The sequence below is a fragment of the Marinobacter sp. MBR-105 genome (assembly GCF_053628895.1).
On the sequence record NZ_JBRJHG010000002.1, the window covers coordinates 301194 to 326116 of the forward strand.

The window sequence follows — 24923 nt, forward strand, 5'->3', positions numbered from 1 at the left end:
GGCTGAGCTGCGTGATTGACCTCTCTCAAGCATAGAACAGCTTTCTCATTTTTCCTGCCGCGCGAACGGTTATCGGTATGGCTTTTGGCACGGATCGATTGCGCGGAGAATGGTTCTGCCAGCCCTGACTATCCAGCAGAAGCAAAACTTTCGTTCTTTTACTACAAAATGACACTAAGAAACAAACAAACACCTGTTTGAATGACAGATACCCATCATTTATTTAGATTACTTACGCAATAATGGCGATATTCCGATCACGAAACAACCGATCTCCGACCAAGGTCGAACCCCCTTCCCAGCGCTCATTTACATCAACACACTAAGCATAATCTGAAACTGTCATTCACGACTTTTCGCAGCCTTTAGCGACAAATAGGCGCTAATACCGACCGAACGACCGAAACCCCTCGCCCGGACCTCCGTTTTATTGATTAGACCTGAAAATAAATTATGATTTATGTATACTTGCCTGCCCGTTTTTTAACCAGTGAAGGAGGCACACCTCCTTTTGTCTTTGGCTCACAACAGAGGGCGATCCATGAACTCCATCGTCACCTTTCCGAACCGTATTCCGGTTCAGGAATTCGAGGAGCGCCGGTTCAAGGTGTTTACCGACCGCCAGCTCGACAAGATTGAGGCGATCCAGAATCTCCCCGAGGAAACCCTGTTTGAAATGAAAGTGGTGGCCAGCGTGCTGCCCTTCCGGGTTAACGAATATGTGATCAACGAACTGATCAACTGGGACAAGGTGCCCAACGACCCTATCTATCAGCTGGTCTTTCCCCAGAAAGGCATGCTCAAGGACGAACACTACGAGCGCATGGCGCAACTGCACCGGGAAGGCGCCGACAAGAAAGACATCCAGGCCGCTGCCAAGGAAATCCGCGACGCACTGAACCCGCACCCGGCCGGGCAGATGGAAATGAACATGCCGGAACTGGACGGAGAGGTGCTGGACGGCGTGCAGCACAAGTACCGCGAAACCGTGCTGTTCTTCCCGTCCCAGGGCCAGACCTGCCACAGCTACTGCACCTTCTGTTTCCGCTGGGCGCAGTTTGTCGGTGACAAGGACCTGAAGATGGCCAGCACCGACGCCGAGAAACTGCACGGCTATCTGCAGGAGCACACCGAAGTGACCGACCTGCTGGTCACCGGCGGCGACCCGATGGTAATGAAGACCAAAAACCTGGTGCAGTACCTGGAACCGCTGCTGCAGCCAGAGTTCGATCATATCCAGACCATCCGCATCGGCACCAAGGCCCTGACCTTCTGGCCCTATCGCTTCGTGACCGACAAGGACGCCGACGAACTGATCGAACTGTTCGCCAGGCTGGTTGATGGTGGCAAACACGTGGCCATCATGGCCCATTACAACCACTGGCAGGAGATCACCACAGACATCGCGGAAGAGGCCATCCGCCGCATTCGCGCCACCGGTGCCGAGATCCGCGCCCAGGGCCCGCTGATCAAGCATGTGAACGACGATGCCGATGCCTGGGCCAAGCTGTGGAAGAAAGAAGTGAAGCTGGGCATCATCCCCTACTACATGTTTGTAGAGCGGGATACCGGTGCCAAGAACTACTTCGAGGTCCCCCTGGCCGAGGCTTATCACATCTATCGTGAGGCCATGAAGCAGGTCAGCGGCCTGGCCCGCACTGCCCGCGGCCCCAGCATGAGCGCCGGTCCCGGCAAGGTGGAGATCCAGGGCATCACCGAAATCAATGGCGAGAAGGTCTTCGTACTGCGCTTCCTGCAAGGCCGCAACCCGGATTGGGTGCAGCGACCGTTCTTCGCCAAATACAGCGAAACGGCCACCTGGCTGCATGAGCTCGAGCCCGCCTTCGGAGAGGAAAAATTCTTCTTTGAAGATGAATTTGAAGCCATGAAGAACGGTAACGCCTGAGGCGTTGACTTAAGATCAGGCCCGTCCCCGTGACGGGCCTGCTTACCATCCCTTCTTAGGCACAAACCCCGCTGGCTTTTCCCGAATCCATTCAACAAACACCCTCACCTCTTCGAGCTCCAGCAGCTTCTCCCTCGAGTTGTAATTCAGCCCCAGCTCATACTCCGAACACGCCCTGTGAATCGCGTTATGGCACGGACGACAGACCCAAAGCGTACGGGTGATCAACTCTTCCCTGGAAAACAGTTTCTGAAAGCGCTTCTTGCGATGCAGATGCCTGGGTATCAGGTGATGCCTTGTGAGCTTTGCCACCGGGCGTTCGCAAAGCTCACAATGGTCGGGCTGGGGAGGGAGTTTCAGCATCGTGGAGAGATAATTGAGCCAGTCAGCGATGCTACCGACCGGCTCACCGTCCAACCGGCTCAGTGCATCAGGGTATACAGCTTCCTACGATACGTGCGCACATCCGGATTGTTGTTGCCCAGTTTTTCAAACAGCTCCACCAATGTGGTTTTGGCGACGCCGTCCTTGTAGGTGCTATCGGCCTGCATCAGCCGGATCAGCAAATCCATGGCTTCCGCGTTTTTATCCTGCAAAACCATGTGCAGGGACAACTGATGCAGAGCCTCAGGATCTTTCGGATTGACCTCCAGTTTTGCCTCCAACTCCGCCTGCGCGGGCAGTTCACCCGACTGCTTGAGGAACTTCACCCTCGCCGCCAGCTGTTTGGCTTTATGCTGCATTTTTTCTTCCGGCGGCAGGCTGTTGAGCACCTGCTCCGCGGTATCCAGATCGCCCTGCTCGGCCTTCAACTGGGCCAGATCAATCAGCACATCCAGGTTTTCCGGGTCTTTCCGGTTCAGCTCCGTGAGGATGGCCAGAGCTCCGTCCACATCACCGGCTTCCCAAAGAGCATGGGCTTTCTCGTAAGGATCTTCCGCCGGGGCTTCGATGTGCTTTTCCAGAATCTTGCGGATTTCGCTCTCGGGCAAGGCGCCATTAAAACCATCCACAGCCTGACCATTCTTCACCAGAATGATGGTCGGCAGACTGCGCACTCCCAGGGAGGCCGTCAGTTCCTGCTGTTCGTCGGCATTCACCTTGGCCAACTGGAAGTTACCCTGATATTCCTCCGCCAGCTTTTGCAGAATCGGCATCAGCTGTTTGCAGGGCGCGCACCACTCCGCCCATACATCCACCAGAATCGGCGTGGTGGCAGAGGCTTCCATCACTTTCTGCTGAAAGTTGTCGGCGGTGGCATCAAAGATATGCGGCGAATTGCTCATATGTCGGGAACCTGAACCAGAATGAATGAAATTGTCTGAAGATATGGAGCCAGCGGCGGAAAAATCAAGCCAGCTTGAAAACCCGGTTTTTGTCGTTACATAGGTCTTTAACCACTCACGCCTTGAGAGCAATCCGGTATGAATGACGAGAACCGCAAAGACTCCCTGGAAGAATTTGAAGAAGACGTGACCGAATACATCGGCAAAGACGAAAACAGCAAGAGCCTGGCGCTGCCACAGCAGGTTATGCCGCAGCGCATGTATATTCTGCCGGTCTCCAACCGGCCGTTCTTTCCTGCACAGGTGCAGCCGGTCATGGTCAACCAGGATCCCTGGCAGGAAACCCTGAAGCGGGTTGGTGAAACCGATCACCGGGTTCTGGGCATCTGCTTTGTCGAGAATCCAGATGCCGAAAACGGCATTCCGGAGAGTGAAGACCTTGAGACCATGGGCTGCGCCGTGCGCGTGCATCAAGCCCAGAACGAGAGCGGCAAGGTTCAGTTCATTGCCCAGGGTCTGCAACGGTTCAGAGTTGTCCAATGGCTTCGCCGTCGCCCACCCTATCTGGTGGAAGTCGAATACCCACAGGAGCCCGAAGAACCGGCCGACGAACTCAAGGCCTACACCCTGGCCATCATCAGCGCCATCAAGGAACTGCTGCGTACCAACCCGCTTTATGGCGAAGAAGTGAAGCAATACCTGTCCCGCTTCGGGCCCGATGACAGCTCACCCCTTGCGGACTTCGGTGCATCCATGACCAGCGCTCCGGGTCGCGAACTGCAGGATGTTCTCGATACCGTGCCCCTGCTCCGGCGCATGGAAAAAGTACTGCTGCTGATGCGCAAGGAGCAGGAGGTCGCCCGCCTGCAATCCGAGATCAACGAGGAAGTAAACGAGAAGGTGCAGAAGCACCAGCGGGAGTTTTTCCTGCGCGAGCAGTTGAAAGTGATCCAGCGGGAGCTGGGCATTGCCAAGGATGACAAGACGGCGGACGTGGAACGCTTTGAAGAGCGAATGGCGAAACTGAATCCGCCGGAAGCCGTGCAGGAGCGATTCAAGGATGAAATCCAGAAACTGCAGGTGCTGGAACAGGGCTCACCGGAATACGGGGTAACCCGCAACTATCTGGACTGGATTACCCAGGTACCCTGGGGCGTGCATTCACAGGATCATTTTAACCTGGCCGAGGCCCGCAAGATTCTGGACCGGGACCACGACGGCCTGGACGATGTGAAGGACCGGATCATTGAATTTCTGGCTGAAGGCACTTTCAAGGGTGAAGTGAGCGGTTCCATACTGCTGCTGGTCGGCCCGCCCGGGGTCGGCAAAACCTCCATCGGCCACTCGGTGGCAGATGCCCTGGGCCGGGAATTTTACCGCTTCAGTGTGGGCGGCATGCGTGATGAAGCCGAAATCAAGGGACACCGCCGCACCTACATCGGCGCCATGCCCGGCAAGTTCGTGCAGGCCCTGAAAGACAGTAAAGTGGCCAACCCGGTGATTATGCTGGATGAGATCGACAAGATCGGCAGCTCTTACCAGGGCGATCCGGCCTCGGCCCTGCTGGAGACCCTGGACCCGGAACAGAACAAGGAGTTCCTGGATCACTATCTGGATGTGCGCATGGACCTCTCGAAAGTGCTGTTCATCTGCACCGCCAACCAGCTGGACACCATCCCGAGGCCATTGCTGGACCGGATGGACGTGATCCGCCTGTCCGGCTACATCGGCGAAGAAAAACTGGCCATTGCCAAACATTACCTGGTACCTCGCCTGCTCAAACGGGCGGGCCTGCTGAAGAAGCAGCTGAACATCAGCGACGCTGCCATTCGCCAGGTGATTGAGGGCTACGCCCGGGAAGCCGGCGTGCGGAATCTGGAGAAGCTGCTGCACAAGATTGTCCGCAAGGGCATCGTGCGCCTGCTGGAAAACCCGGATGACCCGGTTCGAGTGGGTGTTGGCGATCTGACCGACTATCTCGGCCAGCCGGCATTCAAGAAGGAGAAATCCCTGAAAGGCACCGGCGTGGTGACGGGCCTGGCCTGGACCGCCATGGGCGGCGCCACTCTCAGCATTGAGGCCTCACGCATTCACAGCAGCCAGCGGGGCTTCAAGCTCACCGGGCAACTGGGAGATGTGATGAAGGAATCGGCCGAGATCGCCTACAGCTTCGTGTCCTCTAACCTCAAGCGGTTCAAGGGTGACCCGACTTTCTTCGACAAATCCTTTGTCCACCTGCACGTGCCCGAGGGCGCAACGCCAAAAGACGGGCCGAGCGCCGGCATCACCATGGCCACCGCCCTGTTGTCCATTGCCCGCAAGGAAGCGCCGCAACAGAACCTGGCCATGACCGGGGAACTGACGTTAACCGGGCAGGTCTTGCCGGTGGGCGGTATTCGGGAAAAGGTGATTGCCGCACGCCGGCAGAAGATCAACAACCTGATCCTGCCGGAAGCGAATCGCGGGGATTACGAGGAACTTCCCGATTACCTGAAAGAAGGTATCTCTGTGAACTTTGCCAAACACTACAACGATGTGTTTCAGGTGTGTTTTGGCAGCAAGCCGAAGCAGGGATCAAGCGTTCATTAATGAACTGCTGAGGCCGGCCCTCGATCAGGGCCGGTCTCAAAACCAGGTCAGGGCTTTTCTTTCCAGCCGTCGTCTTTCAGAACCGAGCCAACGGTCAGCACCGGTGAAGCATCAATATCATCGGCATCCATCATGTTGGCCACGCGCTGCAACGAGGCCAGAATCATGGTCTGCTCCCACTCCGCCAGGCTCTGAAACTTCTGGATGAAGTCCTCCTGCAGAGGGTTGGGCGCACGAGCCAGAATCTCAGCACCTTCCTCCGTGAGATGGGCGTGAACCTTGCGCTTGTCTCTCGTGCTGCGAACCCGGTACACCAGCTTGCGATGCTCCAGTCTGTCGAGAATGGTGGTCACCGTGGCCTGGCTGAGACTGACGTTCTCGGCAATCGTGCCGATAGTAACCTCACCCAGATCCCGAATCGTGCGCATAATCAGCAACTGGGGGCCGGTAAGCCCGGCATGCTTGCTGAGTCGCTTGGAATGAAGATCCGTGGCCCGGATTACCCGGCGCAATGCCACCAAAACCTGCTCATAGCTGTTCACATCCGTCCCCCGGAAGAGATTTCTGGCCGTTATTTATACCACTAATTATTAGAGGTCTTTGCACCAAGGATTGCAAGTGTGCAGTTTTACTAGCTTGCTTTCTTGTTGGTCTTAGGGCTTTCCGTTGGGCAATGCAGCATTATTTCTGCCAGCCACTATGCTAAGGTCAGCAATCGCTTCAATTCACTGACTGATGGATCTGGTTAATGATCAGGTATTACCTCATGTTCGCCCTCGCGCTCACTTTTGTCGGGCAGGCTAATGCCCAGCAACAACAACTCGGCCCGGAAGAAGAGCTGACCGCGGAAGACGTAGAGGAAAGCACACGAACCCTGGAAAAACCCATGTATACCCCGTTTGTGGAGCTTTACCTGCTGGAGGAGACCAAGGCACTGCGCCAGGAGATGCAGAATACCCGGGCGGAACTGATCGAAAAAGTGGTCGATAAGGAGCTGTCCGTGGCCGACAAAACCATGTCGTACGCCACAGACACGGTTACCTACTTCTTCTACCTGATTGCCGGCGCTACCTCCATCCTGGTGGTGATCGGCTGGAACTCCATCCGCGACATGCGCAACCAGCTGACCAGCCTGGCCGAGAAACGGGTAAACGAGCTGGTGGTGGAATATGAACAACGCCTGAAGTCCATCGAGGAACAGCTGCAGCAGAAGTCCGAGATTATTCATCAGAACCAGGCCGAGATTGAGCGCACCAACGAGGTGCACGCGCTCTGGTTGAAGGCAAGCCAGGAAACCTCCCAGCAGAACAAGATCGCCGCCTACGACCAGATTCTGGACCTGCGCCCGGACGACGTTGAGGCGCTCAGTTACAAAGCCGATGCGGTGCTGGAAATGCGTGAGCCCCTGTGGGCCATCAGCCTGTGCCAGCGGGCACTGAAGCTGGCGCCGGACAACGGCCACGCCCATTACCAGCTGGCCTGCGCCTACGCTGAGATTGGCCGCTGGGAAGATGCCGTCAGCACCCTTGAAAAAGCCATTAATATTTCCGAGGCCTACCGGGACGACGCCTCGGTAGACCCGAGCTTTGAGCAGTTGCAAGACCACGAGAGCTTCAGGAGCCTGGTGTTCGTTGACCAGGACGACAGCACGGACGCGTAATCATCCGGAGACGGCACGGCGTTTGCTATTTCAACTTTGAATAGCAATGCTGTGTTCCGGAGCAAATGCCTCAGCTCCCCAGCTTGACAAGGCTGGGGTGGTGGTGTTTCTTAAATCTCTGAGAACATAACAATAACCCTGACACAAACAGGACATCACGATGAAACCCTCCATCAAAAAACTCGTTACTGTTGTTAGCGCTTCCGTTGCGTTGATGGCCGCAGGCCAGGCAACTGCCGAGATCAAAATTGGTATTGCCGGCCCAATGACCGGCCCCGTAGCCCAGTATGGCGACATGCAATTCTCCGGTTCACGCATGGCTATCGAGCGCATCAACGCCGCCGGCGGTGTGATGGGTGAAGAACTCGTTGCCGTTGAAGTGGACGACGTATGCGACCCCAAGCAGGCTGTCACCGTCGCCAACCGACTGGTGAACGAAGGCGTTCAGTATGTGGTGGGTCACCTTTGCTCAAGCTCTACCCAGCCGGCGTCTGACATCTACGAAGACGAAGGCATCCTGATGATTACCCCGGCCTCCACCAGCCCGGAAATCACACAGCGCGGCTACGAACTGGTGTTCCGGACCATTGGCCTGGACAGCATGCAGGGGCCGGTTGCCGGCAACTACATTGCCAGCCAGAGTCCTGAGCGCGTGGCCATCGTTCATGACAAACAGCAGTATGGTGAAGGTATTGCCACTGCAGTACGCGACACCCTGCAGGATGCCGGCATCGAAATTGCCATGTTTGAAGGCATTACCGCCGGTGACAAGGACTTCTCTTCCCTTGTCACCAAAATCAAACAGGCTGACGTCGATTACGTGTACTACGGTGGCTACCACCCTGAGCTGGGCCTGATCCTCCGCCAGGCACGCCAGTCTGACGTAGATGCCAAGTTCATGGGCCCGGAAGGCGTCGGTAACAAAGACATTAACACCATCGCCGGCGAAGCCGCTGAAGGCCTGCTGGTTACCCTGCCCCCCAGCTTCGACCAGAAAGAGGAAAACCAGGAGCTGATCGCCGCCTTTGATGCCAAAGGTGAAGATCCCTCCGGCCCCTTCGTACTCACCTCCTATGCCGCCGTGCAGTTGATTGCGGAAGGCATTGAAGCCGCCGATTCGAAAGATCCGTTCGATGTGGCCCAGGCTCTTCGTGCCGGAAGCTTCGAGACCCCCATCGGCACTGTTCAGTACGACAAAGCCGGCGACATGAAGTCGTTCGAGTTTGTGGTGTACGAATGGCATTCAGACGGCAGCAAAACTCCGGTAAACTGAGCCCAAATCGTTAACTAACGGTAATAATGAGAGCACCTTCCCACCGCGATCCGGGGGAAGGTGTTTTTCTGGGCTCCTGCAGACCCTCACTGCATCCGCACCGGCGACACCGGTGATCGGTCGCAGCCAGGCGAGGGAGCGGGCTTTCGGAGTTCCACAAACATGCAAGACCTCCTGTATTTTTTTCAACAGCTCATTAACGGGCTGACGATCGGGAGCACCTACGCCCTGATCGCCATCGGCTACACGATGGTTTACGGCATCATCGGCATGATTAACTTTGCCCATGGCGAGGTTTACATGATCGGTGCCTACACCGCGCTGATCGCCATAACGGGCCTGGCCACCCTCGGTATCGCCTGGTTACCCCTGGTACTGATCGTTGCGCTTATATGCGCGGTGATTGTCTCCAGCTCCATGGGATGGGCCGTGGAACGAGTGGCCTATCGGCCGGTACGCGGGCGTCACCGCCTGATTCCACTGATCTCCGCCATCGGCATGTCCATCTTCCTGCAGAATTATGTCCACCTCGCCCAGGGCTCCCGCAACATCGGCTTCCCGGCATTGATTGAAGGTGGTTTCCAGTTCGGCTCCGAAGATACCTTCCCGATGTCCATCTCCTACATTCAGATCACCATCTTTATCACCACCCTGATCTGTATGACGGCTCTTTCCCTGTTCATCTCCCGCTCCCGTATCGGCAGGGCCTGTCGCGCGGTCTCGCAGGATCTGGGCATGGCGAACCTGCTGGGCATCGACACCAACCGCATCATTTCAGCCACCTTCGTGATTGGTGCCGCGCTCGCTGCCGTCGCCGGTCTGCTGCTGGGTATGTATTACGGTTCAGTAGATCCGCTCTTCGGCTTTATTGCCGGCCTGAAAGCCTTCACCGCAGCTGTTCTTGGCGGTATTGGCAGCATTCCCGGCGCCATGCTGGGCGGCCTCATCCTCGGCGTTGCCGAGAGCATGACCTCGGGCTACCTGAGTGGTGAATACAAAGATGTGGTCTCGTTCAGCCTGCTCATTCTGATTCTGCTGTTCAAACCCACCGGACTGCTGGGCAAACCGGAGGTTGAGAAGATCTGATGGCTGCCAACAATTTTAGACACGCGCTTTTCTGCGCGATCATCACACTGATCATTTCCTACCCGATCATCGGCTTTAACCTGGAAGCCCAGGGCATCAGCGTGACCCTGACCGGCGCCGACACCAGCACAGTCGTCCTCGTGTTGCTGGCCGCGGTGGTCGTGTTCCTGTTCCAGTTGTTCCGGGACCAGATCATGGGCGGGCTCAAGAGCATCCCTAGCCCAATGCCCAAAACCCAGAAGGAGCCGATGGCCGAGAACAAGCGGGCTAAAATCGAATCCTGGGTGCTTACCGGCATTGTGGTTCTGGCCCTGTTCTGGCCCTTCTTCGTTTCCCGAGGCGCTGTGGATCTGGCCACTCTGGTCCTGATCTATGTCATGCTCGCACTGGGACTGAACGTCGTCGTGGGTCTTGCGGGCCTGCTAGACCTTGGCTACGTGGCGTTCTACGCGGTTGGCGCCTACACCTTTGCCCTGCTGTCCCAATACGCCGGCATTTCCTTCTGGATGGCGCTGCCTATCGGAGCTTGCCTGGCAGCCTTGTTTGGCCTGGTTCTCGGCTTCCCCGTGCTGCGATTACGAGGTGACTATCTCGCCATCGTTACGCTCGGCTTTGGTGAAATCATCCGGATTCTGCTCAACAACTGGACTGCCGTCACCGGCGGCCCCAACGGCATTGGGGGCATTCCCGATCCCACCCTGTTCGGCATGGAATTTGGCCGCCGGGTGCGCGAGGAAGGCAACACCTCCTTCCATGAGACCTTCGGCATAGCCTACAGCGGTGAGCACAAGGTGATTTTTCTTTACCTGATCGCTCTGGTTCTGGCCGTTATTACAGCCCTGATCATCCGCCGGTTCATGCGCATGCCCGTTGGTCGTGCCTGGGAAGCCCTGCGGGAAGACGAGATTGCAGCCCGCTCCCTGGGCCTGAGCCGCACGGCGGTGAAACTCTCCGCCTTTACCATTGGCGCTTTCTTTGCCGGGTTTGCCGGCACGGTGTTTGCCTCCAAACAGGGCTTCATCAGCCCGGAGTCGTTTGTGTTCCTTGAGTCTGCCATCATCCTGGCGATCGTGGTGCTCGGCGGCATGGGCTCGCAGCTGGGCGTCGTGCTTGCCGCCGTTGCCGTGACCATCCTGCCGGAACTGGCCCGGGAGTTTTCCGACTACCGGATGCTGGTTTTCGGCGCCGCCATGGTACTGATGATGGTTTGGCGGCCACAGGGGCTGATGCCCATGCGCCGCATTCACATTGAACTCAGACGCCAGGAGTGACAGACATGCTAGAAGTACAGAATCTGTCCATGCGCTTCGGCGGCCTGCTGGCAGTCGACCAGGTAAGCCTGGACGTGCAGGAACACGAAATAGTCTCCATCATCGGCCCCAACGGGGCCGGCAAAACCACGGTCTTCAACTGCATCAGTGGTTTTTACAAGCCCACAGGCGGGAAGATCCTGTTTGAAGGTAATGAAGTCCAGGGTAAACCGGACTACAAGATTTCCCGACTGGGCATGGTGCGAACGTTCCAGCACGTGCGCCTGTTCGGCCAGATGACCGTGGTGGAAAACCTGCTGGTGGCCCAGCATCGGCACCTGAACACCAACCTGATATCCGGCCTGATCAAGACACCCGACTACCGGGAGCGGGAACGCAAGTCCCTTGACCGGGCCGCCTACTGGCTGGATCGGGTTGGCCTGCTGGAACTGGCCAACCGGGAGGCCGGCAACCTGGCCTATGGCCAGCAGCGCCGGCTGGAAATTGCGCGCTGCATGGTGACCGAACCGAAACTGCTGATGCTGGACGAACCAGCCGCAGGCCTGAACCCGGCGGAAACCAAAGACCTCAACCAGCTGATTGTCAGCCTGAAAGAGGACTACAACGTTTCCGTATTGCTGATTGAGCACGATATGAGCCTGGTTATGGACATCTCAGACCGGATTACCGTCATCAACCAGGGACGCCCCCTGGCTGCCGGCACCCCGGACGAAGTTCGCCAGAACGACGATGTGATCAAAGCCTATCTGGGCGAGGCCTGAGGAGACACCATGCTGGTACTGGAAGACGTACATACCCACTATGGCAAGATCGAGGCCCTGCACGGCGTGTCCGTGGAAGTGAAGAAGGGCGAGATTGTGTCACTGATCGGCGCCAACGGCGCCGGCAAAACCACGCTGCTGATGACCGTCTGCGGCAGCCCGCAGGCCAGCTCAGGGCGGGTGATTCTGGAAGGCCGCGACATTACCAATGAAGCCACCTCCAACATCATGCGCTCCGGCATAGCCATTGTGCCCGAAGGCCGCCGGGTGTTTCCCGGGCTGACGGTGGAAGAGAACCTGCACATGGGCGGTTTCTTCAACACCAAATCGGAAATCCGCAAAAGCCAGGATCACGTTTATGAGCTGTTCCCGAGGCTGAAAGAGCGTGAACATCAGCGGGCCGGCACCATGTCCGGCGGTGAACAGCAAATGCTGGCCATCGGCCGGGCGCTGATGAGCAAACCCAGAATGATCATTCTGGACGAACCGTCACTGGGGCTGGCGCCGATCATCATTCAGCAGATCTTCGAGATCATCGGCCAGCTGAGAGAGGAAGGGATTACGGTGTTCCTGGTGGAGCAGAACGCTCACCAGGCCCTGAGCCTGGCAGACCGGGGCTATGTGCTGGAAACCGGTCGTATCCGCCTGCACGACAGCGGCAAGAACCTGCTGGCCAACCCGGAAGTGAGGGATGCCTACCTGGGTGGTTAACCCATCCAGAAACCAAAAAAGCCGGAGGCCATCAGCGCTCCGGCTTTTTTTTGGGACTCACAAAAGCAGCTTACTTGATGCTCTTGATGGTGCCCTTGTAGCCTTCAACGGTTACGTTGATGGTACCGAAAACAACGAAGTCTTCAGTTTCAACGGTGTAACGCGGAGCTACGATGATGTCTGCGCCAGAAGACTCAATGGCCTTGTAAGCTGCTGCAGACTTGGCCTTGGCAACCGGATCGCCGAAGGGCAGGCCACCGCCGGTGGATCCACCGTAGGAAACGCCGTCAGAGAACTGCTTGTCGCTACCGATAGTGAAGAACAGAACCTTGGTAACGGAAGCCTTGCCAGAAATCTTCTCGCCTACTTCAACGTCTGCTTTCACGTCTGTCTGCAGAGGAGCAGTAACAGGCATGGAGCTGGAGCTTACGTTGAGGGAGGAACAACCGGACATAGCGCCGGCCAGAACGAGTGTTGATGCAATAAGCGCTTTTTTCAAAACAAACTCTCCATAGGTTGTTACGTGGCCTTCATGGCCGCGCGCACTATACTGAAATGCGCCATATATAACAATAGCGGCTAAAAAATGATCTATTGTTCCATTTAGAAATATGAACACGTGTTCGCTTTGATTGGCATCAACAGGCAACAAACCATAACAATGACGTCACTTGCGCTTTCCTGTTTTGATCTATACTCAGAATGACGGTCTCTAACCCTAACCAGATACCGGCCGTTGTCTTGCAGCCACGGAACCAGAAAGCTGCAGGGTATGCGACAAAGCTATAACCACAGAAAGGAGTGGATAATGAAAAAACTGATCGCAGGCGCAATTCTGCTTGGTGCATCTTCCATGGCATTCGCCCAGCCCGGCTGTGGTGTAGGCGCAATGATCTGGAAGGGACAATCTGGCGTTGTCCCACATGTACTTGGCGCAACAACCAACGGCATGGCCTCCCAAACTGTAAGTATGACTCTAGGGTTAGCTGGCTGTAACACAAACGAAAATGTTCAATCCATGGCAATGCTTATTGATGCTCGCGGCTCTGCTGTGGCAGCAGATATTTCTCGGGGGGAAGGCGAGAATATCAACGCTATGGCGGTTGCATTGGGCATAGCCCCTGAAGACAGAACGGAATTCTTCGAGCTGCTTCAAAACAATTTCTCGGTTATCTTCCCCAATTCGGACACAGCAACCGGTCAAGCTGTAGAGGCTATCGTCTCCCTGCTAGAGCAAAACCAGACCTTAAGCAAGTACGTAGCCGCCTGATCGGCTCGCCCCGAAGGATTGAACCCGCGCCATGGATGGCGCACTATCGCTGTACCAATCCAAACCGGACGTAAACAATTCCCATGGGCTACCCCTTGCGCACTGGGCAGGCTGCACTCTGGCTTGCATGTTCACTCGCACCCCCGGCAACCTTTGCTGCCATCCCCGACAACCTTCACCAACATCCGGTCTGGCTCACCCTTGGCCACTACCACCAGGATACCCTTGGCCCCGGTTACACCAGCCAGGCCGACGACCCGGCGTTTTTCCTGAGCGAGGATGGCAAAACCTCGCCGGAGGCAGAACTGCTGGCAACGCTGGAGGCGATACGTCAGCCTGGCGGCGGCGATGACCACGCCCGCTGTCGATTCCCGGCCCGGGATGCCTGGCTGAGAGAGCAACTGGATTTGCCGGACACACCAGTAAACTGCCCCGCTTTCGAGGAATGGGCAGGCACACTGAATACCGAGAAAGTTACCCTGGTATTTGCCGCTTCTTATCTGAATAGCCCCTCTTCCATGTTTGGCCACACCTTCTTGCGGCTCGATCCCCCCCAGGATGACGAAGAAACCGATCTGCTGCTTGCCAACACCATTTCCTACGCAGCCGATGCCGCCGAACATGACAGCGAGTTGTTGTTTGCCTATCGCGGTATTTTTGGTGGCTATCCGGGCATTACCTCCATCAAGCCCTATTACGAAATGATCCGGCTGTACAACGACATCGAACACCGGGATCTCTGGGAATACACCCTGAATCTCAACCAACAGGAGGTTGACACCCTGCTGGCCCATACCTGGGAAATTCAGGACAAGAACTTTGATTACTATTTCTTCGATGAGAACTGCGCCTACCGCCTGTTAGCCCTGATCGACGCCGCCCGCCCGGGAACAGACCTGCTCGACGAAGTAAGCACTCACGCTATCCCGTCTGACACCGTGCGCTGGGTGAGAGATGCCGGCCTGCTTGAAAGCATCCATTACCGCCCGTCTGCCGCCACCTCGGTAGCCCATAGCCTGGACAGCCTGCCCGCAGACCACCAGACCATCGCCGCAGCCTTGGCCAATGGCTATGTGGCAGTGAGCGACCCGGAAGTGCGTAAGCTTGGTAAAGACGACCGCGCCCAACTCCTGGATGCCACGTACGATTACGTACGCTACCAGAGCGAAGCCGAAGGCTGGCCCCGGGAACACGCGGCGCCGCTGTCTCATCAACTACTGGTCGCCCGCAGCCAGATTGAGGATGCGGCAGAACTTCCAGACGTGCCCGAACCGGAGATCCGCGACGATCAGGGGCATGACACCTTTCGCCTGAGCCTCGGTTCCGGCCAGCTCGCCCACAGCGAGTTCACCCAGTTGACCATCCGGCCGGCGTACCACGACGTACTGGATCCGCCCGCCGGTTACCGTACCGGTGCACAACTTCAGTTCCTGCGCCTGGACGCCAGGCTCTACCACAAAAACGACGAACTCCAGGTGGAACAGATCACCGGCGTGGAAATACGCTCCCTGAGCCCCCGGAACCAGTTCTTTGCACCGATCTCCTGGCAAGTTGGTTTTGGCGGCCGCCGCACGGACACCGGCGATGACCGCGTTCTGGCGCCCTATCTCGAAGGCGGAGCCGGCGGCAGCTGGAGCCTGGCCCAGAACACACAGGCCTTCGCCATTGCCACGGCCGATGTAGAAATCGACGATGACATCAAACGTGGCTACGACTTCGCCCCGGGTGCAGACCTTGGCCTGCTGCACCAGAACAACCGCTTCAGCCTGCTGACCGGCGTAAAAACCAAAGCCTGGATCGTCAACAGCCAACACCGGCAAGACCAGTTTTACGCCGAAGCCAACTGGCACATTGGCCGGGAATTCAGCCTATTCGCCAAATTCACCCGGGAAGACCACTACGACAGGTACCAAAGCACATGGCAAGCCGGCCTACACGCTTACTTCTGAAAACCAAAACGGCTCTCATCACCCTGCTGGCCATCACCACGCTGCTGCAAACCGGATGCAGCAGCGTGTTCTTCTATCCGGACAATGCCACTTACATCACCCCGGACCGACTCAACCTGGAATACGAAGACATCTACCTCAAGACCGCGGACGGCGAAACCCTCCACGGCTGGTGGCTCCCTGCCCTCACCGACGAGCCCGCCAAGGGCACCATCTACTTCCTGCACGGCAACGCCCAGAACGTCAGCGCCCACATCCTCAACGCCGCCTGGCTGCCGGAACAGGGCTACAACGTGTTCACCATCGATTATCGCGGTTACGGCCAATCCACCGGCGCCCCGGACATCGAAGGCGCCCTGCATGACGTAGAAACCGGCCTGCGCTGGCTGGCCCATCAGGAACACACCGAAGACCGTCCGCTGTACCTGCTCGGCCAGAGCCTCGGTGGCGCTCTGGGCATCGCGCTCGCCAGCGAATGGACCCAGCGCAACGAACAACCCGCCCTGGACGGCATCATCCTGGACGGCACCTTCTCCGGCTTCCGCTACATCGCCCGGGAGAAACTCGACCAGTTCTGGCTCACCTGGCCATTCCAGTACCCCCTGAGCTGGACCATCCCGGATGACTACGAAGGTACAGACCGCATCGCTGACCTCTCACCGGTGCCGGTGATGGTTATCCACAGCGTTCGGGATGGCATCATTCCGTTTGAACACGGTGTGCGGCTGTATGAAGCGGCGGAGCAGCCCAAGGAGTTCTTGCAGACCGATACGCCCCATGCAGCGACGTTTGTGATTCCCGCATACAGGGAAGCAGTACTGGAATTCATGGAAAAAGGCCTTTAGAGGCCACGAGGTCCATAAACGAAAAAACCCGCCAGGCTTCAGGCCGGGCGGGTTTTTCTAACCAAGAATCATCTTAGTCAGCGAAGTCAGTCGGCTGCTCGCCTTCTTTGACTTCCTTCATGGACAGCTTGACGCGACCACGGTTGTCCACATCCAGCACCTTGACCAGAACTTCCTGACCTTCGCTCAGCTCGTCAGTGACGTTCTCGATACGGCGCTCGGAGATCTGGGAAATGTGCACCAGACCATCCTTGCCAGGCAGGATGTTAACAAAGGCACCGAAGTCCACAATCCGCTCAACGCGGCCCTTGTAGATAGCGCCCACTTCGATCTCGGCAGTGATTTCCTTGACCCGGTTTACAGCAGCCTGAGCGGCGGCGGCGTCAGCGGCGTAGATTTTCACGTTGCCGTCGTCATCCAGGTCGATGGAAGCACCGGTCTCGTCACAGATACCACGGATGGTCGCGCCACCCTTACCGATAACATCACGGATCTTGTCCGGATGGATCTTGATGGTGGTGATGCTCGGAGCGCGCTCAGACAGCTCGGCGCGGGGCTCGGCGATCACTTTGTTCATCTCGTCCAGGATGTGCAGACGCGCAGCGTTGGCCTGCTCCAGGGCGATTTCCATGATTTCGTCGGTAATACCCTGAATCTTGATGTCCATCTGCAGGGCCGTGACGCCCTCTTTGGTACCGGCAACCTTGAAATCCATGTCACCCAGGTGATCTTCGTCACCCAGGATATCAGTCAGGACCGCGAACTTGTCGCCTTCCTTGATCAGACCCATGGCGATACCGGCCACCGGCGCCTTCAGCGGCACACCAGCATCCATCAGCGCCAGGGAAGAGCCACACACGGAAGCCATGGAACTGGAACCGTTAGATTCAGTGATCTCGGAAACCGCACGAATGGCATACGGGAACTCTTCGATGGTCGGCATAACCGCGGCTACACCACGCTTAGCCAGACGACCGTGACCAATTTCACGACGGCCCGGGCTGCCCATACGGCCAGCTTCACCTACGGAGTACGGAGGGAAGTTGTAGTGGAACAGGAACGGGTCCTTGCGCTCACCTTCCAGGGCATCGATGATCTGCACGTCACGGGTGGTACCCAGCGTGGCGGTAACGATAGCCTGGGTCTCACCACGGGTGAACAGGGCGGAACCGTGAACGGACGGCAGTACGCCAACTTCCACCTTGATCGGGCGAACGGTCTTGTTGTCACGGCCATCGATACGCGGCTTGCCTTCGATAACCTGCAGACGAACGACAGACTTCTCGACCTTGCCGAAGTACTTCTTCACTTCCTCTTCGGAAGGCTGGCCTTCTTCTTCACCGGCCAGTTTTTCAACGGCAGCAGATTTGATCTCACCCAGACGCTCGTAACGGGCCATCTTGTCGCGAATCGCGTAGGCTTCTTCGATGGCACCACCGAACTCGGCCTTGATGGCGTTCAGCAGCTCCGTGTTTTCCGCCTCGGGCTTCCACTCCCAGCGCGGCTTGCCGTTCTCGGCAGCAAATTCCTTGATGGCAGTGATCGCAGTCTGCATTTCCTGGTGGCCGAACAGTACGGCGCCCAGCATCTGGTCCTCTGTCAGGCCTTTGGCCTCGGACTCAACCATCAGCACCGCTTCGTCGGTACCGGCCACAACCATGTCCAGCAGGGAAGTGCTGAGCTCTTCGAAGGTCGGGTTCAGGAAGTAGCCTTTCTCGTTGGTGTAACCCACACGGGCAGCACCAATCGGGCCGTCGAACGGGATACCGGAGATGGCCAGGGCTGCAGATGCAGCAATCATGGCAGCGATATCCGGATCGTGGTTCTTGCTGGCAGACATAACCGTCAGCACAACCTGAACTTCGTTCATGTAGCCGTTCGGGAACAGCGGGCGAATCGGACGGTCGATCAGGCGGGAGGTCAGCGTCTCTTTCTCGGACGGACGACCTTCACGCTTGAAGAAGCCACCCGGGATTTTACCGGCGGCGTAGGTTTTTTCCTGGTAGTTCACAGTCAGGGGGAAGAAGCCCTGGCCCGGCTTGGGCTCTTTGGCGCCAACAACGGTGCCCAGAACGGCAGTGTCGCCGGTGCTTACCAGTACCGCGCCGGTTGCCTGACGGGCAATACGACCGGTTTCCAGGGTGAAGGTTTCCCCACCCATTTCAAATGTCTTGATACGTGGTTGCAGTTCCACAATAAACTCCTGCATTTTCAGCGGTTTTGATTCTGGCCAATGACCCATTCATTCGCCATTTTCCAACAACTGCAGCAGTCTGATCAGTGAACCGAAAGGCAACCCGTCTGAAAGCTAACAGGCTGTTGCAAAACCCCGGCCAGAGTTCCCGGGCTTTTCAACAACCTGCTATCAATAGCGGCTTTCCATTGTGACAGGGAAAATCCTTCGGTTTCACAGACAAATCAACTGCAGCAAAAAACGCTTCCTGCTTGTTCGGAATGAGCAAGGCAGGGAGCGGGAGAGAAGCACGGCTGAACCCGGGAACCCCCGGGCCAGCCATCAGGTCGCTAAACCGGATTAGCGACGCAGACCCAGACGCTGGATCAGTTCCAGGTAACGGTCAGCGTTCTTGCGCTTGAGGTAGTCCAGCAGCTTACGACGCTGGTTTACCATCCGGATCAGGCCGCGGCGGGAATGGTGATCCTGCTTGTTGGCCTTGAAGTGATCCTGCAGCTTGTTGATGTTGGCGCTCAGCAGAGCTACCTGAACCTCAGGGGAACCGGTATCGCCATCACCTTGCTGAAAATCTTTAACGATCTGAGCTTTCTCACTGGCAGACAGTGCCATATTTCACCTCATTGGTTGCGATGCATACCTATTCAGCCGAACCGCGCATCTCTACAGCCCGGCTAATCAGCAAAAGGCGTTTACCGTTTGCTGTTCTTGACCAGACGGCGAGGCACCAGTTGAGTGCCATCGCCTTCCGGCAATGCTTCTGCCAGCCCTACGAAGGAATGCTCGCCATACAGGCGGACGAAACCTTCAAAAGGCTGACCCGGTATTCTAACCGGTTGTCCGTTCAAGATCGATACCAGCGGCACGCCGGACAATCGGTACTCAGGAAACATGGTGAGGGCGGTTTCCGGCGGCAACAGCAGGCCATCCAGGCTTTCCCCGCGCTCGCGCATGGCTTCCAGGTCTTTGACATCGTGGGCATTTGCCAGGGTGTAACCGGATGCCAGGGTTCGGCGCAGAGCACTGACATGAGCACCGCAGCCCAGAACCTCCCCAATATCCTCAACCAGTGAGCGGATATACGTACCCTTGGTACAGGTAACCGCAAGATCCAGCTCTTGTTCCCGAACCGCCAACAATTTGAGCTCGTAAATGGTCACCGGCCTGGCCGGGCGCTCAATTTCGATGCCCTCGCGGGCGTATTCGTACAGTGGCCTGCCCTGATGCTTCAGAGCCGAGTACATGGAGGGCACCTGCTGAATGTCGCCACGGAACCGGGCCAGCACGGCCTCCACCTCATCCTCACTGAACTGGGGAACCGGCTTTTCCTCCACCACAACCCCTTCGCTGTCTCCGGTTTCTGTCCGGATGCCCAGGCGTGCGGTGGTGATATACGCCTTGTCGCTGTCCAGCATGGTCTGGGAGAACTTGGTGGCCTCACCAAAACACAGGGGCAGCACGCCAGTGGCGAGCGGATCAAGCGCACCGGTATGGCCGGCCTTCGCCGCACCATACAGGCGCTTGACCTGCTGCAGAATCCCGTTGGAGGTAACGCCCTGGGGCTTGTCGATCACCAGGATGCCGTTTACGTCACGGCCTTTGCGTCTTCGGCTCAAGCGTCACGCTCCGGGTTGTCGGAAACCGGGTCATCGTTGTCGTCCCGGGGCACGGCAGGCTTGTCGCCAACCGCTTCGCGGATCAGGCGATCCATCTTGCGGCTCTGCCCCAACAGCTTGTCGAAGTGAAAACGCAGATGGGGCACCACACGCAATTTCATGGCGCGACCAACCTGCCCGCGCAGAAACCCGGAGGCCTTGTTCAGTACCGTCAGGGAGTCCTGCACTTCGGGTGAATCTTCGGTGAGTTCCTCGGTGGACAGCAACGAAATATAGATATCGGCATAGCCGAGGTCACGGCTGACTTTCACATCATTAACCGTGACCATACCAACGCGAGGATCCTTCACCTCGCGCTGGATCAGCTGCGCCAGCTCTCGCTGCATCTGATCGCCGATGCGATCTACGCGACTGTATTCCCGTGCCATCAGGCCCCCGTGGACTCAAGCTGACGTTCAACACGGACGCGATCGAACACTTCGATCTGGTCGCCCACTTTCACGTCGTAGCCTTTAACACCGATACCACATTCCATACCATTGCGGACTTCCGCCACATCGTCCTTGAAGCGACGCAGGGATTCCAGCTCGCCTTCAAAGATCACCACGTTGTCACGAAGTACGCGGATCGGCTTGTTACGGTATACGGTGCCCTCAGTCACCATACAGCCAGCCACCTGACCGAACTTCGGCGAACGGAATACGTCACGCACATCGGCAATGCCCACGATATCTTCGCGGAATTCCGGCTTGAGCATGCCTGTCAAAGCCGCTTTCACATCATCAATCAGGTTATAGATGATGCTGTAGTAGCGCAGATCCAGACCTTCCTGCTCAACCAGACGCTTGGATGCGGTATCCGCACGCACGTTGAAACCGAAAATAACGGCGTTGGTGGCCATGGCCAGGCTGACGTCGGTCTCGGCGATACCGCCAACACCAGACGAAACAATCTTCACCTGAACCTCGTCGTTGCCCAGGTCCTGCAGGGCCTTGGTAATGGCTTCCAGAGAACCACGCACGTCAGTCTTGAGCACCACGTTGAGGGTCTTGACCTCGTCCTTGCCCATATTCTCGAACATGTTCTCGAGCTTGGCAGCTTGCTGGCGCTGGAGACGTTGCTCACGCTCGCGGGTCTGACGGAATTCAGCCAGCTCTTTGGCTTTTTTCTCGTCTGCCACAGCGAAGAATTCGTCACCGGCGTCTGGCGTGCCGTTCAGGCCCAGAATCTCGACCGGAATCGACGGGCCGGCTTCTTTCACCTGGCGCCCGGCTTCGTCGGTCATGGCGCGCACCTTACCGAAGAAGGAACCGGCCACCACCATGTCGCCCTGGCGAAGCGTACCGTTCTGAACCAGCACGGTAGCAACAGAACCACGGCCGCGTTCCAGGCTGGATTCAACCACAACCCCTTTCGCCGCTGCATCCGGGGACGCTTCCAGCTCAAGGATTTCAGCCTGCAGCAAGACCGCCTCCAACAGGTCATCGATACCCATTCCGGTGTGTGCAGAAACAGGCACGAACTGAACGTCGCCGCCCCAGTCTTCCGGAATGACTTCCAGAGCTGAAAGCTCGTTCTTGATGCGGTCCGGATCGGCTTCTTCCTTGTCCATCTTGTTGATGGCAACCACAATCGGTACGCCGGCAGAACGGGCGTGCTCAACGGCTTCCTTGGTTTGAGGCATAACACCGTCGTCGGCTGCCACCACCAGGATAACGATGTCGGTACACTGGGCACCACGAGCACGCATGGCGGTAAATGCGGCGTGGCCCGGGGTATCCAGGAAGGACACCATGCCGTGTTCAGTTTCTACATGGTAAGCACCAATGTGCTGGGTAATACCACCGGACTCACCGGCAGCAACCTTGGCGCGGCGGATATGGTCCAGCAGCGAGGTCTTGCCATGGTCAACGTGACCCATAACACTGACAACCGGCGCGCGCTTGATCTTCTCTTTGCCTTCATCCGGGCCGGTGATTTCGCTCAGAACTTCCTCTTCGAAGGCATCCTCACTCACCGCCTTGGGCTTGTGACCCAGCTCTTCGGTCACCAGGATCGCCGTTTCCTGATCCAGCGCCTGATTGATGGTTGCCATCACCCCCATACCCATCAGGGTCTTGATAACATCAGCGGACTTGACGGCCATGCGCTGGGCGAGATCACCAACGGTGATGGTTTCCGGAATCTGTACTTCTCTGACCATGGGCTTTGTGGGCCTCTCGAAAGCATGACGCTTTTCTTTCGGTTTCTTTTTGGCCCGCAGCGGCTTGCGAAGAGTGGTTTCCTCTTCGTCTTCGCTCAGTACTACCGGTTCTTCTACCGGACGGCTGCGAGGACCGCGATGGCCAGCCTGCTTCTTCTTCGGCTTGCCTTCTTCAATATCATCGCCGCGCTCACGCACCTTCTCTTTTTTCTTCTTCGGCTTGCGATCCCGACCTTCATCCTCAGGCGGAGGCATGGGAATATCCTCCGGCGCGATGGCAGGCTCTGCGGATTCTGCAGCAGGTTCCGGAGCAGCTTTGGCTTCGGTTTCCGCTGCGGCCGGAGCTTCCGTTTCGGGGGCTTCGGCAGGTGCAGCTTCCGCTGCGACCTTCGGCGTTTCTTCCACCGGTGCCTGCTCTTCGGCCGGTGCCTGTACCGGCTCTTCCGCTACCGGCGCCTCAGCTTCCGGCTCAGGTTGCAGCTCTGCACGCTTGATATAGGTGCGGCGCTTGCGCACTTCTACGTTGACAGTCTTGGCCTTGCCGGCCTTAAGCGTCGTCGTGGTCTTGCGCTTGAGTGTAATCTTCCGCGGTTCAGCTTCCGCCTCGCCATGGTTTTTTCTCAGATAGGCCAGCAACTGCTGCTTCTCATCGCTGGTGACAGCGTCGTTTTCGCTGCGGGCTTTCAGGCCCGCTTCCACGATCTGCTTCAGCAAACGATCCACGGGAGCGCCTACATCTGCGGCCAGTTGTTTTACCGTTACTTCAGCCATACTGGTCCTCCTCTCCCGAATCAGGCCTGGTCTTCAAACCAGGGTGCGCGCGCAGTCATAATCAACTGACCAGCACGCTCTTCATCCATACCTTCAATTTCGAGCAGCTCATCAATCGACTGCTCCGCCAGATCTTCCATTGTACGCACGCCCATGCCGGCAAGCTTGAATGCCAGCGCCCGGTCCATGCCGTCCATGTTCAGAAGATCGTCTTCGGGCTCAGCGCCCTCCAGGGCTTCTTCACTGGCCAGCGCCTGGTTCAGCAATACGTCTTTGGCACGACGGCGCAATTCAGTGACGGCTTCCTCGTCAAAGCCCTCAATCGCCAGCATTTCTTCCATCGGTACGTAGGCCACCTCTTCAATGGAGGTAAAGCCTTCCTCGATAAGAACACCGGCAAATTCTTCATCAACATCCAAGTGAGCGGTAAAGTGTTCAAGCAGGCGGTTGTATTCCTGCTCCTGGCGCTCACCGGCTTCTTCTTCCGTCATCACGTTCAGGGTCCAACCGGTCAGCTCGGTCGCCAGACGAACGTTCTGGCCGTTCCGGCCAATGGCCTGCGCCAGGTTATCTTCGGCAACGGCTACATCCATGGTGTGACGGTCTTCATCCATGACAATGGAGGCCACCTCAGCAGGCGCCATCGCGTTGATGACCAACTGAGCCGGGTTATCGTCGTAAAGCACGATATCCACACGCTCACCGCCCAGCTCATTAGACACTGCCTGTACGCGGGAGCCCCGCATACCCACACAAGCGCCAACCGGGTCAATACGGCGGTCGTTGGTCTTCACCGCTATCTTGGCCCGGGAGCCCGGATCGCGAGCGGCACCGCGAATCTCGATCAGCTCCTCGGCAATCTCGGGAACCTCGATGCGGAAAAGCTCGATCAGCATTTGCGAATCGGTACGGCTCAGAATCAGCTGTGGTCCGCGATGATCGGTGCGAATCTCCAGCAGCAGAGCACGAACGCGATCGCCCATCCGGAAGGTTTCACGGGGAATCAGGTGCTCACGGGGAAGCAGAGCTTCTGCGTTGCCACCCAGATCCACAATCACATTGTCCCGGGTCACCTTCTTGACGGTACCGGACACCAGCTCACCGATACGATCGCGGTAGCTGTCGACAATCTTCATGCGCTCGGCTTCGCGCACTTTCTGGAAGATGATCTGCTTGGCCGCCTGGGCACCAATGCGCCCGAACGCCACAGACTCCACCTTCTCTTCGTACATATCACCCGGCTTCAGATTGGTGTCGATCTCTTCCGCTTCCTGCAGGGTCAGCTCAGTGCCCAACGCAGGAACGGCATCATTGTCGACCACCAGCCAGCGGCGGAAGGTTTCGTATTCTCCGGTGCGGCGATCAATGGCAACCCGGATATCCGCCTCTTCGTCTTCATAACGTTTCTTGGCAGCGGTAGCGAGCGCGAGTTCAATCGCCTCGAAAATCACATCCTTCTCGACACCTTTCTCGTTCGAGACGGATTCCACTACCAGCAAGATCTCTTTACTCATGGGATTGCCCTGCCCTCAAAA

21 protein-coding genes are annotated in these 24923 nt (G+C 57.3%); 11 read left to right on the plus strand and 10 right to left on the minus strand.

What is annotated here, in order from left to right; translation table 11 throughout:
* The first annotated feature begins 541 nt into the window (after positions 1–541).
* Complete coding sequence (locus tag ACSSVV_RS04370) at positions 542–1906, plus strand: KamA family radical SAM protein (RefSeq protein WP_011786741.1); 1365 nt, start codon at positions 542–544, stop codon at positions 1904–1906.
* A gap of 42 nt (positions 1907–1948) precedes the next feature.
* On the opposite strand, the gene ACSSVV_RS04375 is transcribed toward ACSSVV_RS04370, so the two are convergent.
* Positions 1949–2269, minus strand: a complete 321-nt coding sequence (locus ACSSVV_RS04375) for a hypothetical protein (RefSeq protein ID WP_031210361.1) — start codon at positions 2267–2269, stop codon at positions 1949–1951.
* Between the two features lie 59 nt (positions 2270–2328).
* Positions 2329–3192 carry a thioredoxin gene (gene trxA / locus ACSSVV_RS04380; RefSeq protein WP_023009687.1) on the minus strand — a complete coding sequence of 288 codons (864 nt, stop codon included), beginning with the start codon at positions 3190–3192 and terminating at the stop codon, positions 2329–2331.
* Positions 3193–3330: 138 nt separating this feature from the next.
* Between trxA and lon the strand changes: the two genes are divergently transcribed.
* A complete protein-coding gene (lon, locus tag ACSSVV_RS04385; protein WP_454105636.1) occupies positions 3331–5781 on the plus strand; it encodes an endopeptidase La in 2451 nt (816 codons plus the stop codon).
* Between the two features lie 47 nt (positions 5782–5828).
* Here the strand turns inward: lon and ACSSVV_RS04390 are convergent, their stop codons facing one another.
* On the minus strand, positions 5829–6323 hold the full coding sequence (locus ACSSVV_RS04390; protein WP_022991296.1) for a MarR family winged helix-turn-helix transcriptional regulator: 495 nt from the start codon (positions 6321–6323) through the stop codon (positions 5829–5831).
* Between the two features lie 206 nt (positions 6324–6529).
* Here ACSSVV_RS04390 and ACSSVV_RS04395 point away from each other — a divergent pair, with 206 nt between their 5' ends.
* From ACSSVV_RS04395 to ACSSVV_RS04420, 6 genes are all read left to right on the plus strand, one after another.
* Positions 6530–7441: a TPR end-of-group domain-containing protein gene (locus tag ACSSVV_RS04395; protein ID WP_454105637.1), complete on the plus strand. Its 912-nt coding sequence runs from the start codon at positions 6530–6532 to the stop codon at positions 7439–7441.
* A gap of 160 nt (positions 7442–7601) precedes the next feature.
* On the plus strand, positions 7602–8714 hold the full coding sequence (locus ACSSVV_RS04400; RefSeq protein WP_454105638.1) for a branched-chain amino acid ABC transporter substrate-binding protein: 1113 nt from the start codon (positions 7602–7604) through the stop codon (positions 8712–8714).
* Positions 8715–8876: 162 nt separating this feature from the next.
* The gene (gene livH, locus ACSSVV_RS04405) at positions 8877–9800 is read left to right on the plus strand and encodes a high-affinity branched-chain amino acid ABC transporter permease LivH (protein WP_014422583.1); all 924 of its coding nucleotides are present in this window, start codon (positions 8877–8879) and stop codon (positions 9798–9800) included.
* The gene (locus ACSSVV_RS04410) at positions 9800–11071 is read left to right on the plus strand and encodes a high-affinity branched-chain amino acid ABC transporter permease LivM (RefSeq protein WP_011786749.1); all 1272 of its coding nucleotides are present in this window, start codon (positions 9800–9802) and stop codon (positions 11069–11071) included. Before livH ends, ACSSVV_RS04410 begins: the two co-directional genes overlap by 1 nt.
* Positions 11072–11076: 5 nt before the next feature.
* Positions 11077–11832: a high-affinity branched-chain amino acid ABC transporter ATP-binding protein LivG gene (livG, locus tag ACSSVV_RS04415; protein ID WP_011786750.1), complete on the plus strand. Its 756-nt coding sequence runs from the start codon at positions 11077–11079 to the stop codon at positions 11830–11832.
* A gap of 9 nt (positions 11833–11841) precedes the next feature.
* A complete protein-coding gene (locus ACSSVV_RS04420; protein WP_454105639.1) occupies positions 11842–12543 on the plus strand; it encodes an ABC transporter ATP-binding protein in 702 nt (233 codons plus the stop codon).
* A 70-nt stretch (positions 12544–12613) separates the two neighbouring features.
* Here the strand turns inward: ACSSVV_RS04420 and ACSSVV_RS04425 are convergent, their stop codons facing one another.
* Entirely contained in the window at positions 12614–13042 is a 429-nt protein-coding gene (locus tag ACSSVV_RS04425) for a hypothetical protein (protein ID WP_041655081.1), read from the minus strand.
* Positions 13043–13351: 309 nt separating this feature from the next.
* On the opposite strand from ACSSVV_RS04425, the gene ACSSVV_RS04430 reads away from it, so the two are divergent.
* The 3 genes from ACSSVV_RS04430 to ACSSVV_RS04440 all read left to right on the plus strand — a co-directional run bounded on the left by ACSSVV_RS04430 (position 13352) and on the right by ACSSVV_RS04440 (position 16607).
* Positions 13352–13813 (plus strand): DUF3015 family protein, encoded by a 462-nt coding sequence (locus ACSSVV_RS04430; protein ID WP_454105640.1) that lies wholly within the window; start codon positions 13352–13354, stop codon positions 13811–13813.
* An 83-nt stretch (positions 13814–13896) separates the two neighbouring features.
* Positions 13897–15762 (plus strand): DUF7840 domain-containing protein, encoded by a 1866-nt coding sequence (locus ACSSVV_RS04435; protein ID WP_454105641.1) that lies wholly within the window; start codon positions 13897–13899, stop codon positions 15760–15762.
* Positions 15732–16607 carry an alpha/beta hydrolase gene (locus ACSSVV_RS04440; protein ID WP_454105642.1) on the plus strand — a complete coding sequence of 292 codons (876 nt, stop codon included), beginning with the start codon at positions 15732–15734 and terminating at the stop codon, positions 16605–16607. Before ACSSVV_RS04435 ends, ACSSVV_RS04440 begins: the two co-directional genes overlap by 31 nt.
* Before the next feature lie 73 nt (positions 16608–16680).
* Here ACSSVV_RS04440 and pnp read toward each other — a convergent pair whose 3' ends face one another.
* The 6 genes from pnp to nusA all read right to left on the minus strand — a co-directional run bounded on the left by pnp (position 16681) and on the right by nusA (position 24902).
* Positions 16681–18795: a polyribonucleotide nucleotidyltransferase gene (gene pnp, locus ACSSVV_RS04445; protein WP_454105652.1), complete on the minus strand. Its 2115-nt coding sequence runs from the start codon at positions 18793–18795 to the stop codon at positions 16681–16683.
* A gap of 345 nt (positions 18796–19140) precedes the next feature.
* Positions 19141–19410 carry a 30S ribosomal protein S15 gene (rpsO, locus tag ACSSVV_RS04450; protein WP_011786757.1) on the minus strand — a complete coding sequence of 90 codons (270 nt, stop codon included), beginning with the start codon at positions 19408–19410 and terminating at the stop codon, positions 19141–19143.
* Between the two features lie 80 nt (positions 19411–19490).
* Positions 19491–20414, minus strand: coding sequence for a tRNA pseudouridine(55) synthase TruB (gene truB, locus ACSSVV_RS04455; protein WP_141067977.1), 924 nt, complete (start codon positions 20412–20414; stop codon positions 19491–19493).
* A complete protein-coding gene (rbfA, locus tag ACSSVV_RS04460; protein ID WP_011786759.1) occupies positions 20411–20842 on the minus strand; it encodes a 30S ribosome-binding factor RbfA in 432 nt (143 codons plus the stop codon). The genes truB and rbfA overlap by 4 nt, the downstream gene beginning before the upstream one ends.
* Positions 20842–23388, minus strand: coding sequence for a translation initiation factor IF-2 (infB, locus tag ACSSVV_RS04465; RefSeq protein ID WP_014422593.1), 2547 nt, complete (start codon positions 23386–23388; stop codon positions 20842–20844). The genes rbfA and infB overlap by 1 nt, the downstream gene beginning before the upstream one ends.
* A 20-nt stretch (positions 23389–23408) precedes the next feature.
* Positions 23409–24902: a transcription termination factor NusA gene (nusA, locus tag ACSSVV_RS04470; protein WP_113879232.1), complete on the minus strand. Its 1494-nt coding sequence runs from the start codon at positions 24900–24902 to the stop codon at positions 23409–23411.
* Positions 24903–24923 lie beyond the last annotated feature (21 nt).